Source organism: Novosphingobium chloroacetimidivorans, from assembly GCF_014204535.1.
GTDB lineage: Bacteria > Pseudomonadota > Alphaproteobacteria > Sphingomonadales > Sphingomonadaceae > Novosphingobium > Novosphingobium chloroacetimidivorans.
Window position 1 is genome coordinate 1 of sequence record NZ_JACHLR010000004.1, and the last position, 14485, is coordinate 14485.

The 14485-nt window shown below is 67.2% G+C and carries 14 protein-coding genes; 7 read left to right on the plus strand and 7 right to left on the minus strand.

Going from position 1 to position 14485, the window contains the following annotated elements; translation table 11 throughout:
• Window positions 1–215: 215 nt before the first annotated feature.
• Window positions 216–1850, minus strand: coding sequence for an alpha-D-glucose phosphate-specific phosphoglucomutase (locus HNO88_RS05560; protein WP_184243524.1), 1635 nt, complete (start codon window positions 1848–1850; stop codon window positions 216–218).
• A 268-nt stretch (window positions 1851–2118) separates the two neighbouring features.
• Between HNO88_RS05560 and HNO88_RS05565 the strand changes: the two genes are divergently transcribed.
• From HNO88_RS05565 to HNO88_RS05585, 5 genes are all read left to right on the plus strand, one after another.
• Window positions 2119–2865, plus strand: a complete 747-nt coding sequence (locus tag HNO88_RS05565) for an HAD-IIB family hydrolase (protein WP_184243113.1) — start codon at window positions 2119–2121, stop codon at window positions 2863–2865.
• Between the two features lie 199 nt (window positions 2866–3064).
• Window positions 3065–3913 carry an acetyl-CoA carboxylase, carboxyltransferase subunit beta gene (gene accD / locus HNO88_RS05570; RefSeq protein ID WP_184243526.1) on the plus strand — a complete coding sequence of 283 codons (849 nt, stop codon included), beginning with the start codon at window positions 3065–3067 and terminating at the stop codon, window positions 3911–3913.
• Window positions 3910–4362, plus strand: a complete 453-nt coding sequence (gene accB / locus HNO88_RS05575; protein WP_184243114.1) for an acetyl-CoA carboxylase biotin carboxyl carrier protein — start codon at window positions 3910–3912, stop codon at window positions 4360–4362. Before accD ends, accB begins: the two co-directional genes overlap by 4 nt.
• 2 nt (window positions 4363–4364) lie before the next feature.
• Window positions 4365–5729, plus strand: a complete 1365-nt coding sequence (gene accC, locus HNO88_RS05580) for an acetyl-CoA carboxylase biotin carboxylase subunit (protein WP_184243115.1) — start codon at window positions 4365–4367, stop codon at window positions 5727–5729.
• Between the two features lie 271 nt (window positions 5730–6000).
• Window positions 6001–6948, plus strand: coding sequence for an acetyl-CoA carboxylase carboxyltransferase subunit alpha (locus HNO88_RS05585; protein ID WP_184243116.1), 948 nt, complete (start codon window positions 6001–6003; stop codon window positions 6946–6948).
• Window positions 6949–7086: 138 nt separating this feature from the next.
• Here HNO88_RS05585 and HNO88_RS05590 read toward each other — a convergent pair whose 3' ends face one another.
• Genes HNO88_RS05590 through HNO88_RS05600 form a run of 3 tightly spaced genes read right to left on the minus strand, consistent with a single transcriptional unit; the run spans window position 7087 to window position 9167 of the window.
• On the minus strand, window positions 7087–7959 hold the full coding sequence (locus HNO88_RS05590) for a metallophosphoesterase family protein (RefSeq protein WP_246381223.1): 873 nt from the start codon (window positions 7957–7959) through the stop codon (window positions 7087–7089).
• Between the two features lie 10 nt (window positions 7960–7969).
• Window positions 7970–8863: a diacylglycerol kinase family protein gene (locus HNO88_RS05595; RefSeq protein WP_184243118.1), complete on the minus strand. Its 894-nt coding sequence runs from the start codon at window positions 8861–8863 to the stop codon at window positions 7970–7972.
• A gap of 37 nt (window positions 8864–8900) precedes the next feature.
• Window positions 8901–9167, minus strand: a complete 267-nt coding sequence (locus tag HNO88_RS05600) for a hypothetical protein (RefSeq protein ID WP_184243119.1) — start codon at window positions 9165–9167, stop codon at window positions 8901–8903.
• Window positions 9168–9414: 247 nt separating this feature from the next.
• Here HNO88_RS05600 and HNO88_RS05605 point away from each other — a divergent pair, with 247 nt between their 5' ends.
• Together HNO88_RS05605 and HNO88_RS05610 are read left to right on the plus strand one after the other, a co-directional pair.
• Window positions 9415–9705, plus strand: a complete 291-nt coding sequence (locus tag HNO88_RS05605; RefSeq protein ID WP_184243120.1) for a UrcA family protein — start codon at window positions 9415–9417, stop codon at window positions 9703–9705.
• A 260-nt stretch (window positions 9706–9965) separates the two neighbouring features.
• Complete coding sequence (locus HNO88_RS05610) at window positions 9966–10265, plus strand: UrcA family protein (RefSeq protein ID WP_184243121.1); 300 nt, start codon at window positions 9966–9968, stop codon at window positions 10263–10265.
• 301 nt (window positions 10266–10566) lie between these two features.
• Here HNO88_RS05610 and HNO88_RS05615 read toward each other — a convergent pair whose 3' ends face one another.
• From HNO88_RS05615 to HNO88_RS05625, 3 genes are all read right to left on the minus strand, one after another.
• Complete coding sequence (locus HNO88_RS05615; RefSeq protein WP_184243122.1) at window positions 10567–11331, minus strand: LytR/AlgR family response regulator transcription factor; 765 nt, start codon at window positions 11329–11331, stop codon at window positions 10567–10569.
• Window positions 11324–12688, minus strand: coding sequence for a sensor histidine kinase (locus HNO88_RS05620; RefSeq protein ID WP_376768751.1), 1365 nt, complete (start codon window positions 12686–12688; stop codon window positions 11324–11326). Before HNO88_RS05620 ends, HNO88_RS05615 begins: the two co-directional genes overlap by 8 nt.
• Before the next feature lie 141 nt (window positions 12689–12829).
• On the minus strand, window positions 12830–14350 hold the full coding sequence (locus tag HNO88_RS05625) for a fumarate hydratase (RefSeq protein ID WP_184243123.1): 1521 nt from the start codon (window positions 14348–14350) through the stop codon (window positions 12830–12832).
• Window positions 14351–14485 lie beyond the last annotated feature (135 nt).

Below are 14485 nucleotides of genomic sequence, written 5' to 3' on the forward strand. Positions count from 1 at the left end.
GCTCCGGGCTGGAAGTGCAGTGTGTCGCATCCAGGCGGGATAGTGCGTCGCATCGAGGGTGCAGGCGCCCGTCTCTAGGCGCCGGCCGCATGGTGCGGGGTTGGTCGAGCGATGCACCGCTCACCCGCACCCGCCGTGTACCGAAAGCCAAGCTTTCACCTGGCTCCAGTGCTGCGGCATGTAACCCAAATGGTTATGGATGTCAAGCCTGCACGTCAGGTGATCACGTCAGGTGCGCTACGGCCGGTGTGCCGGGCGATGCCCGCGATCTGCTCGGCGGCGTCGATCTGGTGCTTCAGCATCGCGCCGGTCTCCGCATCGAGATCGCCCGAAGCGTTCACATAGCTTTCCAGGTATACGCGCAACGTGGCGCCCTGGGTGCCGGTGCCCGATAGGCGGAACACCACGCGGCTGCCGTCTTCGAACAGGACGCGCAGGCCCTGGTTGGCGCTCACCGACCCGTCTACGGGATCGGTGTAGGCGAAGCTGTCCGCCGTGGCGACGGTCAGGGGGCCGAACGACTGGCCCGGCAGCGTCGCGAGCCGGGATTTCAGCTCTTCCATCAAGGCGTTGGCGCCCGCCGTCTCGATGCCCTCATAGTCATGACGCGCGTAGTAGTTGCGGCCGAACCGAGCCCAGTGCTCGCGCGCGATGGCATCGACGCCGATGCCGCGCGCCGCCAGGATGTTGAGCCAGAGCAGCACCGCCCAGACCCCGTCCTTCTCGCGCACGTGATCGGAACCGGTGCCCGCGCTTTCCTCGCCGCAGATGGTGACCTTGCCGGCATCGAGCAGGTTGCCGAAGAACTTCCACCCGGTCGGCGTCTCGAACAGCGGGATGCCGAGCGCCTCGGCCACGCGATCCGCCGCGGCGCTGGTCGGCATCGAGCGGGCAATGCCGGTGAGGCGCCCCTTGTAGGCGGGCGCCAGTTCGATGTTCGCCGCCAGCATCGCCAGAGAGTCGGACGGCGTTATGAACCGCCCGCGCCCGATGATCAGGTTGCGATCCCCATCGCCGTCCGAGGCTGCGCCCAGGTCGGGCGCGTCCGGCCCCATCATCAGGTCGTACAGCTCCTTGGCGTGGATCAGGTTGGGATCGGGGTGGTGGCCGCCGAAATCCTCCAGCGGCACGCCGTTGACCACGGTGCCCTGAGCCAGGCCGAGGCGGTTCTCGAGAATCTCGGTCGCATAAGGGCCGGTGACCGCGCCCATCGCATCGAAGCGCATGGTGAAGCCGCTCGCGACCATCGCCCGGATGGCGGCGAAGTCGAACAGGCTCTCCATCAGGTCGGCATAGTCCGCCACCGGATCGATCACGGAGACGGTCATCCCGCCCACTTGCGTCTCGCCGATCGCGTCGAGATCGATGTCGTCGGCCTCGACCGTCAGCCAGCGGTCGATCGTCTTCGTGCGCTCGTGCATGGCGCCGGTCACGCTCTCGGGCGCGGGGCCGCCGTTGGCGATGTTGTACTTGATGCCGAAATCCTCGTCCGGACCGCCGGGATTGTGGCTGGCCGACAGGATCAGCCCGCCACTGGCCCCGTACTTGCGGATGACGTGGCTGGCGGCGGGCGTCGAGAGAATGCCGCCGCGCCCCACCAGCACCCGGCCATAGCCGTTCGCAGCGGCCATGCGGATGACCTGCTGGATCACCGTGCGGTTGTGGAAGCGCCCGTCCCCGCCGACCACCAGCGTCGCGCCGGGCTCGGGCGAGACCACATCGAACGCCGACTGCACGAAGTTCTCGGCATAGTTGGCCTGCTGGAACACCCGCACTTTCTTGCGCAAGCCCGAGGTGCCCGGCGCCTGACCATCGAACGGCGTGCTCGCGACTGTAACGATCTGGGGCAGGACACGTCTCCGTAGCAATAAGTGTGACGGAACCCGCGAAGGTATCGCCGGTTTCGCGATCTCTATCCTTGTTCCGGAGCCGCCAAGCAACACCGTCCCGCATCCGTCATGGATGATGACAGTTCCGTGTTCGATCTTCACGGCGCCGTCACTTGCCACACGCACATTGTGCCGCGCACAACCGCCGCCTACGAGACGCACGAACGACAAGCGTGCCGTGCCCGTCCTACTTCGTTCTGCCCATTTTCATCTGCTGGAGGTTTTTGACATGAAGCAACTGGTCGCCTTCGACCTTGACGGCACTCTGGCCGAGAGCAAGCAGGCCCTGCTGGAGCCCATGGGCGAGGCGCTGGCCGACCTGCTCGACGTCGCGCATGTGGCGGTGATCTCCGGCGGTGACTGGCCGCAGTTCGAAAAGCAGGTCGCCAGCCGCCTGCCCGTGCGTGCCGACCGCACGAAGTTGTGGCTGATGCCCACCACCGGCACCAAGCTCTACCGCTATCAGGATGGCGCCTGGACCACGATCTACGCCGAGCTGTTCGACGAGGCGCAGAAGGCGGCGATCCTGACCGCTTTCGACGCCTCGCTGGAAGCGACCGGCTTCGTGCCCGAGCAGACCTGGGGCGAGCGGATCGAGGATCGCGGTAGCCAGATTACCTTCTCCGCGCTTGGCCAGCAGGCGCCGATCGACGCCAAGGAGCATTGGGATCCCGACTTCGCCAAGCGCAAGGTGATCCAGGCCGACCTCAAGCAGCGCCTGCCGGGGCTGTCGATCAACATGGGCGGCGCGACCTCGATCGACATCACGCGCGAGGGTGTCGACAAGGCGTACGGCCTCAAGAAGCTGAGCGCGGAGAGCGGCATCCCGCTCGACGCGATGATGTTCATCGGCGACGCGATCTTCCCGGGCGGCAACGACTACCCCGCGCAGCAGCTGGGGCTGGACGTCGTGCGGGTGAAGAACCCCGAGGGCACCCTGACGGCCATCGCCGCGATCGTGGGCTGCCTGAAGTAGGAATGGGATCGGCGCCGGCCGCGCGGCCGGCGCCGCGAGGTCGGCCTTGTCGAGCTCATGTGCAGGGATCGCGTCGGTTCCCCCTTGCGGGGAGGATCTACGCATTGAGTTCTCTGCCGATTTGCATCGCCCCAGCGATACGCCTATGGGGTCCGACCGCGTCGACCCAACGGCGCAGAAGAACATGGCGTCGCAAGGCATGAGCTGGATCACCAAGGTACGCAATTCGCTGGGCTCGCTCGGCAAGCGCGACACGCCGGACAACCTGTGGGTGAAGTGCCCCGGTTGCCAGGAGATGGTGTTCACCCAGGCCTGGCAGGACAACCTCTCGGTCTGCCCGCGCTGCGCGTACCATGGCCGCATCGGCGCGCAGGCGCGCTTCAGCCAGGTGCTCGACCCCGGCTTCGCGATCCTGACGGCGCCCAGCGTGCCCGAAAACCCGCTGAACTTCCGCGACAGCAAGAAGTACTCCGACCGCCTCAAGGCTGCGCGCGCCGCCAACCCCTACCCCGACGCACTGACTGCGGCCGAGGGCGCCATCGACGGCCAGCCGGTGGTGCTCGCCGTCCAGGACTTCGCCTTCATGGGCGGCTCGATGGGCATGGCGGTGGGCGAGGCTTTCGTCCGCGCCGTGGAGCGCGCGATCGAACGGCGCTGCGGCTTCGTGATGTTCACCGCGGCCGGCGGCGCGCGCATGCAGGAGGGTATCCTTTCCCTCATGCAGATGCCCAAGACCACCGTCGCGCTGCGTCGCCTGAGCCGCGCCGGCCTGCCCTACTTGGTCGTGCTGACCGATCCCACCACCGGCGGCGTCACCGCCAGCTATGCCATGCTGGGCGACGTTCACATCGCCGAGCCCGGCGCGCTGATCGGCTTCGCCGGCCAGCGCGTCATCCGCGACACGATCCGCGAAAAGCTGCCCGAAGGCTTCCAGCGCGCCGAATACCTGCGCGAACACGGCATGGTCGACCTCGTCGTCGACCGCCACGAGTTGAAGGCGACACTGGCGCGCCTGCTCGATTATCTGACCCGAAAGGACGTAGCGTGAACATCGACAGCGCCCTCGTGCGCGAGCTGGCCGAGCTGCTGGCCGCCACCGGCCTCACCGAGATCGAAGTGGAAGACGGCGAGCGCAAGATCCGCGTCGTGCGCCAGCTCGCGCCCGTGATGGCGAGCGTCGCCGCACCGGCTCCCTTGGCCGCTCCGGCACCGGTCCCGTACAACGATCCGATTGATACCCCTTCAGCCGCAGCTGCAGCCCCGATCGACGCTGTGAAGTCGCCGATGGTCGGCACGGTCTACCTCGCCGCCGAACCCGGCGCGGCGAACTTCGCCAGCGTGGGCCAGCAGGTCAAGGCCGGCGACGTGCTGCTGATCGTGGAGGCCATGAAGGTGATGAACCAGATCACCGCGCCCAAGTCAGGCACCGTGCAGGCGATCCTGGTCGAGAACGGCCAGCCGGTCGAGTACGACCAGCCACTGGTGGTGATCGGCTGACCATGGCGAGCGTCGACCGGCCCATCAGGCGCCTCCTGATCGCCAATCGCGGCGAGATCGCGCTGCGTATCCACCGCGCCGCGCGCGAGATGGGGATCGAGACGGTGGCGGTGCACTCCACCGCCGATGCCGACGCCATGCACGTGCGCCTGGCCGACCACGCGGTCTGCATCGGGCCGCCGGCCGCCAAGGACAGCTATCTCAACGTCGCCGCGATCATCTCGGCCGCCGAGATCACGCAGGCCGACGCGATCCATCCCGGCTATGGCTTCCTGTCCGAGAACGCGCAGTTCGCCGAGATCGTCGAGGCGCACGGGCTGATCTGGGTCGGCCCCAAGCCCGAGCACATCCGCACCATGGGCGACAAGGTGGAGGCCAAGCGCACCGCCGGCGCCCTCGGGCTGCCGCTGGTCCCCGGCTCGGACGGCGCGATCGAGGATGTGGCCGAGGCCAAGGCGCTGGCCGAACGGATCGGCTATCCGGTGCTGATCAAGGCGGCCTCGGGCGGCGGCGGGCGCGGCATGAAGGTGGTCCAGCATGCCGACGAGCTGGAAAGCCAGATGGGCCAGGCCCGCTCCGAGGCGAAGGCCGCCTTCGGTGACGCCACCGTCTACATGGAAAAGTACCTCGGCAACCCGCGCCACATCGAATTCCAGATCTTCGGCGACGGCAAGGGCGAGGCGATCCACCTGGGCGAGCGCGACTGCTCGCTCCAGCGCCGCCACCAGAAGGTGCTGGAGGAGGCTCCCTCCCCCGTCATCACCCCCGAAGAGCGCGAGCGCATGGGCGGAATCGTGGCGAAGGCGATGGCCGACATGGCCTATCGCGGTGCCGGCACGATCGAGTTCCTGTGGGAAGCGGGCGCGTTCTACTTCATCGAGATGAACACCCGCCTTCAGGTGGAGCATCCGGTGACCGAGGCGATCACCGGAATCGACCTGGTGCGCGAACAGATCCGCGTGGCGGAGGGCCACCCGCTGACCTTCACCCAGGAGCAGGTCCAGTTCCGCGGCCACTCGATCGAGTGCCGCATCAACGCCGAGGATGCCTGGACCTTCGCGCCCTCACCCGGGCTGGTGCAGAACTATCATGCGGCCGGCGGCCTCAACGTGCGCGTCGATAGCGGGTTGTACGCCGGCTACCGCGTGCCGCCCTACTACGATTCGATGATCGCCAAGCTGATCGTCTCGGGCCGCACCCGCGAAGGCTGCATCATGCGCCTCAAGCGCGCGCTGGAGGAGATGGTGATCGACGGGGTGAAGACCTCGATCCCCTTGCACCAGGCGCTGATGGACGAGCCCGACTTCCGTTCGGGCGACTACACGATCAAGTGGCTCGAAGAGTGGTTGGCGGAGCGCTCCGCATGAGCGGGTTCACGCGGAGGCGCGGAGACGCGGAGAAAAAGGAACTGGCGCGCGCAGAGGCGCAAAGGCGCGGAGAGGGCGTTGAGCGCCGCAGGCCCCTGCGCCGATCTGGCCTTACGCTCGCCGCAACGTCGAAGGAGAAGGCGGCTTTGCCGCAAGCTTCTCTCTTCTTTCCTCCTCTGCGCCTCTGCGACTCTGCGCGCGCAATCCCTGCTCTTACTTCTTCCTCCGCGTCTCCGCGCCTCCGCGTGAAACCCTTTGCCGGAGCGACGGCATGATCAGCTTCCTCGACTTCGAAAAGCCCATCGCCGAGCTCGAAGCCCGTATCGCCGAACTGCGCACGACGGCCGAATCCGGCCAACTCGACCTCGCCGCCGAGATCGACAAGCTCGAGAAGAAGAGCGCCGCCCTGCTCAAGGGTACGTACGGCAAGCTGTCCCCCTGGCAGAAGACGCAAGTCGCGCGCCATCCGCAGCGGCCGCATTTCCTCGATTACGTGCGCCTCATGTTTACCGACTTTATCCCGCTAGCCGGCGATCGCCGCTTCGGCGAGGACGAGGCGATCCTGGGCGGACCGGCGCGGCTGAACGGGCGCAAGGTCATGCTGATCGGGCATGAGAAGGGCAACGACACCGCGAGTCGCCTCAAGCACAACTTCGGCATGGGCAAGCCCGAAGGCTACCGCAAGGCCATCCGGCTGATGGAGATGGCGGGCAAGTTCGGCCTGCCGGTGGTGACGCTGGTCGACACGGCCGGCGCCTTTCCCGGCGTCGAGGCGGAAGAGCGTGGCCAGTCCGAAGCCATCGCGCGGGCGACCGAGGCGTGCCTGTCGCTGCCGGTGCCGATGGTCGCGGCGATCGTCGGCGAAGGCGGCTCGGGCGGCGCGGTGGCGATCGCCAGCGCCGAGCGGGTGCTGATGCTGGAGCATGCGGTCTACTCGGTGATCTCGCCCGAGGGCGCATCCTCGATCCTGTGGCGTACGCCGGAAAAGGCGGCGGATGCGGCCGAGGCGATGAAGGTGACGGCGCAGGACCTGCTGGCCTTGCGCGTGATCGACCGGATCGTGCCCGAACCACTCGGCGGTGCCCACCGCGATGCTGGCGCGGCAGCAGCGGCGCTGAGCAGCGCGATCGGGGAGGAACTGGATGGGCTGACTGGGCTATCTGCGGATGAGCTGACCGAGCGGCGAGAGGAACGGTTCCTGCGCATCGGGCGACTTTGACTTGGCGTCAGGCGTCGACCCGGGCTTGACCCGGGTCCGGTTTCGGCAACTCGAGAGCTCTCAGAAGCGCGCCAAGCGAACTCGCGACATGGCGGAACCGGACCCGGGTCGAGCCCGGGTCGACGCTGACCCTCTACGTCAATGCACCGGCGGATCGACCGGCGGCACCGCGGCGACCGGCGATACCGGCTCCTCCGGGCTGCGCGGCGGCAGGGCGTCCTTGGGCACGTCGTCGATCTGCATGTCGGGCGTCGCGACCTTTTCCAGGTTGCGCGCCTCGACGACGACCTTGGTGCCGTCGATGGTGATCTGGTTGAAGCTGCACGGCGTCGAGCGCACCCGCTTGGACAAGGTGCCCGCGCCGATCATGCGCACCGGCCCCGACGGGGTCTGCTCGATCAGGTCGAACGGATCGTGCACGTGGCCCGTCAACACGCCCAGCACCTTGCGCCTGGCCAGTTCCTCCAGCGCCCGAGAGCCGCGCTTGGTCAGCACGTTGCCGCGTGAGTTGACCTCCACCAGCGGATGATGCGCGGTGACCAGCACCGGGGTGCCCTCCGGCAAGGCATCGATCATCGCCAGCGTCTTCTTGAGCGCAGGCCGGGTAATCCAGCCGCGCGACCAGTTGGTGCGCCACTGCGCGCGCGCCGTGGTCTTCAACGGCACGATGGCGAGGCCGCCCAGGTCCAGCTCGCGCTCCAGCACCGCTTCGATGCCGCGGAAGCGCTTGTAGGGATCGAGGAAGCGCTCGATCGGGTTGAAGTACGGCATGTCGTGATTGCCGATCTCCACCGTCACCGGCACGTCGAGCGAACTGATCCACTTGCACGCGGCGATGAACTCCTTGTGCCGCGCGCGCATGGTGAGGTCGCCGGTGATCGCCACGGCGTCCGGCCGCTCGGAGCCGATGCAGTCCTCTACCCAGGCGAGCGCTGCCGGATCTTCGAGGCCGAAGTGAATGTCCGAGATGTGGAACAGCTTGATCGGACCCGCCTTCGCCGCCTGGCGCATATCGCCCGCCTTACCGTGCATCGGCCGTGGCCCAGAAGTCGACACGGCTGGTTCCCAATTCGAACTCCTCTTCCACGCCGCCCTCGTACGATTCACCATCGATCAGCAGGCCCATCGGCTCCTTGTCGGAACTGGCGAGACGCATCTTGGTGTGTCGGCCTAGCGGCTCGTTGGGACCATTACGGAAGTCACGTTGCAGCAGGGCGACACCCTGGCGCGCATAGTCCGCCAGCGATGCCGTGTAATAGCCCGCGCCCTCGATTCCATCGTCGCGCGGAGTGAGCGTGATGGCGGTGTAGCCTTCCTCCCGCCCGCAATCGACATCCAGGCACAGGACCTTGGCCCCGCCGGTGGACGAGGAGATCGCCTCGCTCGCGGTGCTGACCAGGTCCTTCAGGTTCGGCTCGCGCATCGCCTCGCGCACGTCGGCCCAGGCGGTGCCGGGGCCGGCCAGAGCGCCCGTCAGGCCGATCGCATGACGCGATTGCAAGACCGTGGGCCGGACGCGCTGAACCAGACCGCCCCGGAAGCGGGCGACGATCTCGGGCGCGGTGGCATCGCCGTGGAGGCGGCGGGCGAGCATGTTCATCGTGCCGCCAGGGAGCGGCAGGACCGCGCCCTGCCAGCCGTCGAGACCCGCGACCACCGAGCTGATCGTCCCGTCGCCGGCAAAGATGGCGATGGTGTCGGCGCCCGCCGAGTCGAGATCGCCCGGGCCGGGAGCATCGTCACGTGGGAAGCAGGTGTCGCCGACGAGGCTGATCCCGGCCGTCCCGAATGCGTCCCGTAACGCTGCGAGGGCATCGTCGTCGTTGCTGCCGCTGGACTTGTTGTGGACCAGCCAGACCTTTGCGGCTTGGGAGCCTGCGTCGGGGCTTGCGGCGGGTGCGCTGGGGTCGGTCATGCCGCTGCAAACCGGGAGCGGGCATGCAAGTTCCCCATCACGCCTTGCCCGAGAGAATAAGCCACGCGGCCAGCCCGTTCATCGCGCTGTAGCCCAAGTATGCAGTCGCCCATCCGGTCGAGCCGACCGACACCATCCACAGCGCGCCGAGCAGCAGCGCGAACTCCACGATCAGGCTCATGCGGCCGCCCAGCAGCTGGAAAGGCCGCGGTACGAGGTCGACCAGCGGGTGCCCGCTTTCGAGCACCGCGCGATGCGCGGCGAAGTTGGCGATGCCGAGTAGGAAGACGATCACGATGGCCATCTGCGCAACCGATGTAGTGCCTCAGGCCGGCGCTGGCCAGCGGCAGCGCTGCGAATCATGGTGGGCACGCTCCCCATGCATTTCGTCGGCGCGGGAAAGCCGCTCGTCCGCCCCGCTCATCGCTCGTCGACCGCTGCCGCGCGGCAGTCGAGCACGCGATGCATGCCGGGGCGCCCTTGGGCACAACACACTCATCGAGCCGCTCACCGCCCCTTCGCAGCCGGCTCCACCGCAAGGGAGATTACCGATGATCAAGACCGCACTGTTCGCCGCTGCCGCCGCTCTCGCCACCGCCGCCACTGCCGCGCCGGTCCTCGCCAGGGACGTCGTCGTGTCCTATGCCGACCTCGATCTCGCCAGCGAGAAGGGCCAGCGGGACTTCGCCCGCCGCATCGACCGCGCCGCCCGCAAGGCTTGCGAGTTCGAAGCCAACGGCCGGCTTCCCAGCCACTCGTCCATGACCTGCTACCGCACGGCCCGAATCAAGGCGAAGACCGAGATGGCCTCGATCGTGGAGAACACCCGCCTCGGCGGCTAAGCCCTCCGAACGAGCCGACAATACCCAGGCGGGCCCAGGCGGCCCGCCTTTTTCGTTGTGCGCTTCGCCAGCGGATCGGCCTTTGAGCTTGCCCATGCCGTTCGTCGATCCGCCAAGTCGCTCGTCGCCGCCCATGCATCCCGTCGAGCGTCGCCACACGATCGTCGAGCAGGACGTGCGCCGGACCGACGCGGGCGCCAGAACGGTTCCAACGAGCCGCCAACCGCATCGTCCGGCTCGATCAGCAGAGGACCAGACCCATGATCAAGATCGCCCCCGTTGCCGCCGCCATCGCCGCAGCCGCCCTGGGCATCGCGGCTCCCGCTTTCGCCAACGACGTCACGGTGACCTACAAGGATCTCGATCTCTCGAGCGCCAAGGATCAGAAGACCCTCGCACGCCGCATGGACGCCGCTGCCAAGGCTGCGTGCGGCCTGGATGACACGACCACCGGATCGCGCCTTGTCCCGCCCTCCGCCAAGGCCTGCTACAAGGACGCCAAGAGCCGCTCGCAAGCGACGCTCGCCACCCTCATCGGCGAAGCCCAGGTCGGCGGCTGAGCTCACGTTACCGTCGGGGACCACGCGCCTCCGACCCACGACGTCCCTTAGAACAGAAACCGGATACAGACTGGCGGGCTCGCAAGGGTCCGCCATTTTCTTGTTTGAAATCAGAGTGGACGGACGATGCACTTGGCGGATCGTCATCCTCGCGAACGCGGGGATCCATCTCCTGAGGCTCGCATCAAAGGAACCACCTGGGGATGGATTCCCGCCTTCGCGGGAATGATGAAGATAGAAGCGACGAAGATAGAGGGGACGAGAAAGACCTTCTGCTGCCTCGATCTCACGTCATCCTGATTTAACGCCCGGCCATCTTCTTGACGTTGGGAAGATACGTCCGGCCGATCCGCAGCACCTGGCCATCCGCCGTCTCCACCGACCAGACGCCCAGGCCTTCGTGCCGCAAGCCGGTGATGCGGTCGCGCCGCAGGATGCAGCTGCGGTGGATGCGTATGAACTGCTCGGGGTCGAGCCGCTCCTCCAGGCTGGTGATCGTCTGCAGCAGCAGGAAGTTCTGCCCGCCCCCGGCCTGGGCGCTGACGTGCAGCCGCACATAGTCGCGCTCGGCATCGATGCGCTCCACATAGGTGGCGCCGATGCGCACCAGCTCGGAGCGGTGCGGCACCCAGAACTCGGTGAGCCACTGGCTCTCCTGCGCGGGCCGGTCCTTGACCTTGCCGCGGCGCGAGCCGACGCGCTGGATCGCGCGCTGCAGGCGGTCGGGCGAGACGGGCTTCAACACATAGTCGATCGCCTCGAGATCGAAGGCCTCGACCGCGAACTCGTCGTGAGCGGTGACGAAGATCACGGCCGGCGGATTGTCCTGCGTGCCCAGCTTGCGCGCCACCGTCAGCCCGTCGGTAAGCGGCATTGTCATGTCGAGCAGGACGAGGTCGGGGCTCAGCGCCTCGATCAGGCGCAGGCCGGCCTGCCCATCGCCCGCAGTGCCGACGACTTGCACGCCATCCAGCCGCGCGCAGATCACCTGCAGCCGCTCGACCGCCAGCGGCTCGTCGTCGACGATCAGGGTGCGCAGCGCCGGCGCGGGGGCCGGATCAGTCATGCCGATGCTCCAGCGGCATGCGCACGACCGTGCGGAAGCCGCCTGCAGAGGGTTTTCCGAACTCCACCCGGGCATTCTCGCCAAAGCGGGCGCGCAGGCGATGACGCACGTTGGCCAGGCCGATTCCGCATCCCGGCGTGCCCGGTTGCGAGGTCCCCGGTCCGTCGTCGCTGACGGTGACGACCAGGTCGCTGCCTTCGGCCCGGGCGGCGATGGTAATGGTGACTTGTGCCTGCGTCGCGGCGACGGCGTACTTGACCGAGTTCTCGACAAGCGGCTGCAGGATCATGCCGGGCACCATGGCGTCGGCGACATCGGCGTCAACAACAATTTCGGTTCTCAGCCGATCCGGAAAGCGTACGGCCTCGATCGCGAGGTAAAGCTTCTGCAGTTCGATCTCGTCCGTCAGCGCCAGGTCGTTGGTCGGATCGCCGGACAGAGTGTGCCGATAGAACGTCGACAATGTCTGGATCATCTGTTCGGCGTCGTCATGCCGCCCGGTCATGACCAGCGCGGACAACGAGTTGAGCGTGTTGAACAGGAAGTGCGGATTGATCTGGTAGCGCAGCGATCGCAGCTCCGCCTGTTCGGCGGCGCGGCGGTACTCGCCCTCGCGCCGCTCGGCCGCGCGCGCCTCCTCGGCCTTGGCGAGCGCGAAGTAGAAGGCGGCCCAGGCGAGCACCAGGAAGTACCGGCCGAACGCGGTATCGGCGATCATGCCCCAGCGTTCGTGCTTCGCGTCGGCTCCCTCGCGCGTCTTGCCGGTGTTGATGGTGATCGTGCGCTTGCCCTCGTCACGCGTGACGATCGGGACGGCCGGCGGCACTGGCGTGGTCGTGGCGCCCGGTGCCGGAGGAGCAGGAGGCGCTGGGGGCGCAGGCGGCGGCAGGTCGACCAGGATGTTGCCGGCCGCGTCGCGCGAGACCTTCACGTTCCTCTGCGCATCCTCCTTGTCGATGATGATCTGGATGTCGGAGAAGATCGCCTCGTTGATGAAGCTGAGCGCCAGGCTGACCGGCAGCGCGCCGATCACCACCACGGCCAGCCGCGTCCCGAACGACTTGCGGTCGAACAGCTGCAGCACCGGCCACAGGGCGGCCATGACCAGCATCGAGATGATGCAGATGGTCAGCCGGCGCGAGACGATCGGCCAGACGAAATCGAGGCCGAGGAAGATGCCGCGCAGGGTGGCTACCAGGAAATAGCAGGCCCAAAGCGCACCGAGCGAGGCCAGCACCAGACGTGCCGGCACCCGCGGCTGGGTGAGATCGATCATCGTCAGACGTGATAGCCCGGTCGGCCTGCTGCTGGCCATGTCGCCGGTCGACGCGCGTCTGCGGTTGGTCGAGCCGGGCACGTAACTATCCTCCCCGACGCTCCGCCCTACCTTCGTCATTCCCGCGAAAGCGGGAATCCATCTCCAGGTGGTTCGGTTTACGCCATATCAGGAGATGGATCCCCGCCTGCGCGGGGATGACGAGGGTTCTTGGGCGATGCCTCAAACCGTCTCCGCCTCGCGCGCGATGCGCTCCTTCCACACGAGCGGTGCAAGCTGGTGGACGTTGTTGCCCTGCGAATCGACCGCCACCGTCACCGGCATGTCGGTGACCGTAAACTCGTAAATCGCCTCCATGCCCAGGTCCTCGAACCCGACCACGCGCGCCTCGCGGATCGCGCGAGCGACCAGGTAGGCCGCACCGCCGACCGCCATGAGGTAGGCGACTTTGTGCTTGGCGATGACTTGGGTCGCGCCCTGCCCGCGCTCGGCCTTGCCGATCATCGCCAGCAGCCCGAGGTCGAGCATCATGTCGGTGAACTTGTCCATGCGCGTCGCGGTCGTCGGGCCGGCGGGGCCGACCACTTCGCCGACCACCGGATCGACCGGGCCGACGTAGTAGATCGCACGGCCGCGGAAATCGACCGGCAGCTCCTCGCCCTTCGCCAGCATGTCCTGGATGCGCTTGTGCGCCGCGTCGCGGCCGGTCAGCATGGTGCCGTTCAGCAGCAAGCGATCGCCGTGCTTCCAACTCTGCACTTCCTCGTGCGTCAGCGTGTCGAGATCGACGCGCTTGGCTTCCTTGTCGGGAGCCCAGGTGACGTCGGGCCACTCGTCTAGCTTGGGCGTCTCCAGGAAGCTCGGACCCGAGCCGTCGAGCGTGAAGTGCGCGTGTCGCGTCGCCGAACAGTTGGGGATCATCGCCACCGGCTTGCCAGCGGCGTGGCACGGCCACTCCTTGATCTTCACGTCGAGCACGGTGGTGAGGCCGCCCAGACCCTGCGCGCCGATGCCCAGCGCGTTGACCTTCTCGAAGATCTCCAGTCGCAGCGCCTCGGTGTCGGTCTTGGGCCCGCGTTCCTTGATCTCGTGGATGTCGATCTCTTCCATGAGCGACTCCTTGGCCAGCAGCACCGCCTTTTCCGCAGTGCCGCCGATGCCGATGCCGATCTGGCCGGGCGGGCACCAGCCGGCGCCCATCTGCGGGATCATCTCCAGCACCCAGTCGACGATCGAATCGCTGGGGTTCATCATCTTGAACTTGGACTTGTTCTCGCTGCCGCCGCCCTTGGCCGCGACGTCGACGTGGACCTTGTCACCCGGCACGAACTCGACGTTCAGCACGCAAGGGGTGTTGTCCTTGGTGTTGCGGCGGGTGAAGGCCGGGTCGGCCACGATCGAGGCGCGCAGCTTGTTCTCGGGGTGATTGTAGGCCCGGCGCACACCCTCGTCGACGACCTCCTGGAGCGACTTGTCGCTCTCCAGCCGGCAGTTCTGGCCCCACTTCAGGAACACGTTGACGATGCCGGTGTCCTGGCAGATCGGCCGGTGGCCCTGCGCGCACATCTTGGAGTTCGCCAGCACCTGCGCCATCGCGTCCTTGGCGGCGGGGTTCTCCTCGCGCTCATAGGCGGCGGCGAGCGCGCGGATGTAGTCCATCGGGTGGAAGTAGCTGATGTACTGGAGCGCGTCGGCCACGCTCTCGATTAGGTCCTGTTCGCGGATGGTGACCATTTCGGCCATGATCGTTGCACTCCTGATACGCTCTTGCGCGATTCCATAGGCGTGCGACGGGCGTTCCGTCAAAGCGCTTGGCCACGCGTGGACCATGACTTAGAAGGCGCCGCATGCATGCCCGCGGCCAACCGCGGACGGTGA

What these genes read in the sequence shown, in the direction of transcription:
- HNO88_RS05595 (WP_184243118.1), bottom strand. Translation starts at nt 8,863, where the DNA reads ATGACCGACCCCAGCGCACCCGCCGCAAGCCCCGACGCAGGCTCCCAA.
- HNO88_RS05625 (WP_184243123.1), bottom strand. Translation starts at nt 14,350, where the DNA reads ATGGCCGAAATGGTCACCATCCGCGAACAGGACCTAATCGAGAGCGTG.
- HNO88_RS05600 (WP_184243119.1), bottom strand. Translation starts at nt 9,167, where the DNA reads ATGGCCATCGTGATCGTCTTCCTACTCGGCATCGCCAACTTCGCCGCG.
- HNO88_RS05610 (WP_184243121.1), top strand. Translation starts at nt 9,966, where the DNA reads ATGATCAAGATCGCCCCCGTTGCCGCCGCCATCGCCGCAGCCGCCCTG.
- accC (WP_184243115.1), top strand. Translation starts at nt 4,365, where the DNA reads ATGGCGAGCGTCGACCGGCCCATCAGGCGCCTCCTGATCGCCAATCGC.
- accD (WP_184243526.1), top strand. Translation starts at nt 3,065, where the DNA reads ATGAGCTGGATCACCAAGGTACGCAATTCGCTGGGCTCGCTCGGCAAG.
- HNO88_RS05565 (WP_184243113.1), top strand. Translation starts at nt 2,119, where the DNA reads ATGAAGCAACTGGTCGCCTTCGACCTTGACGGCACTCTGGCCGAGAGC.
- HNO88_RS05585 (WP_184243116.1), top strand. Translation starts at nt 6,001, where the DNA reads ATGATCAGCTTCCTCGACTTCGAAAAGCCCATCGCCGAGCTCGAAGCC.
- HNO88_RS05615 (WP_184243122.1), bottom strand. Translation starts at nt 11,331, where the DNA reads ATGACTGATCCGGCCCCCGCGCCGGCGCTGCGCACCCTGATCGTCGAC.
- HNO88_RS05605 (WP_184243120.1), top strand. Translation starts at nt 9,415, where the DNA reads ATGATCAAGACCGCACTGTTCGCCGCTGCCGCCGCTCTCGCCACCGCC.
- HNO88_RS05590 (WP_246381223.1), bottom strand. Translation starts at nt 7,959, where the DNA reads ATGCGCCAGGCGGCGAAGGCGGGTCCGATCAAGCTGTTCCACATCTCG.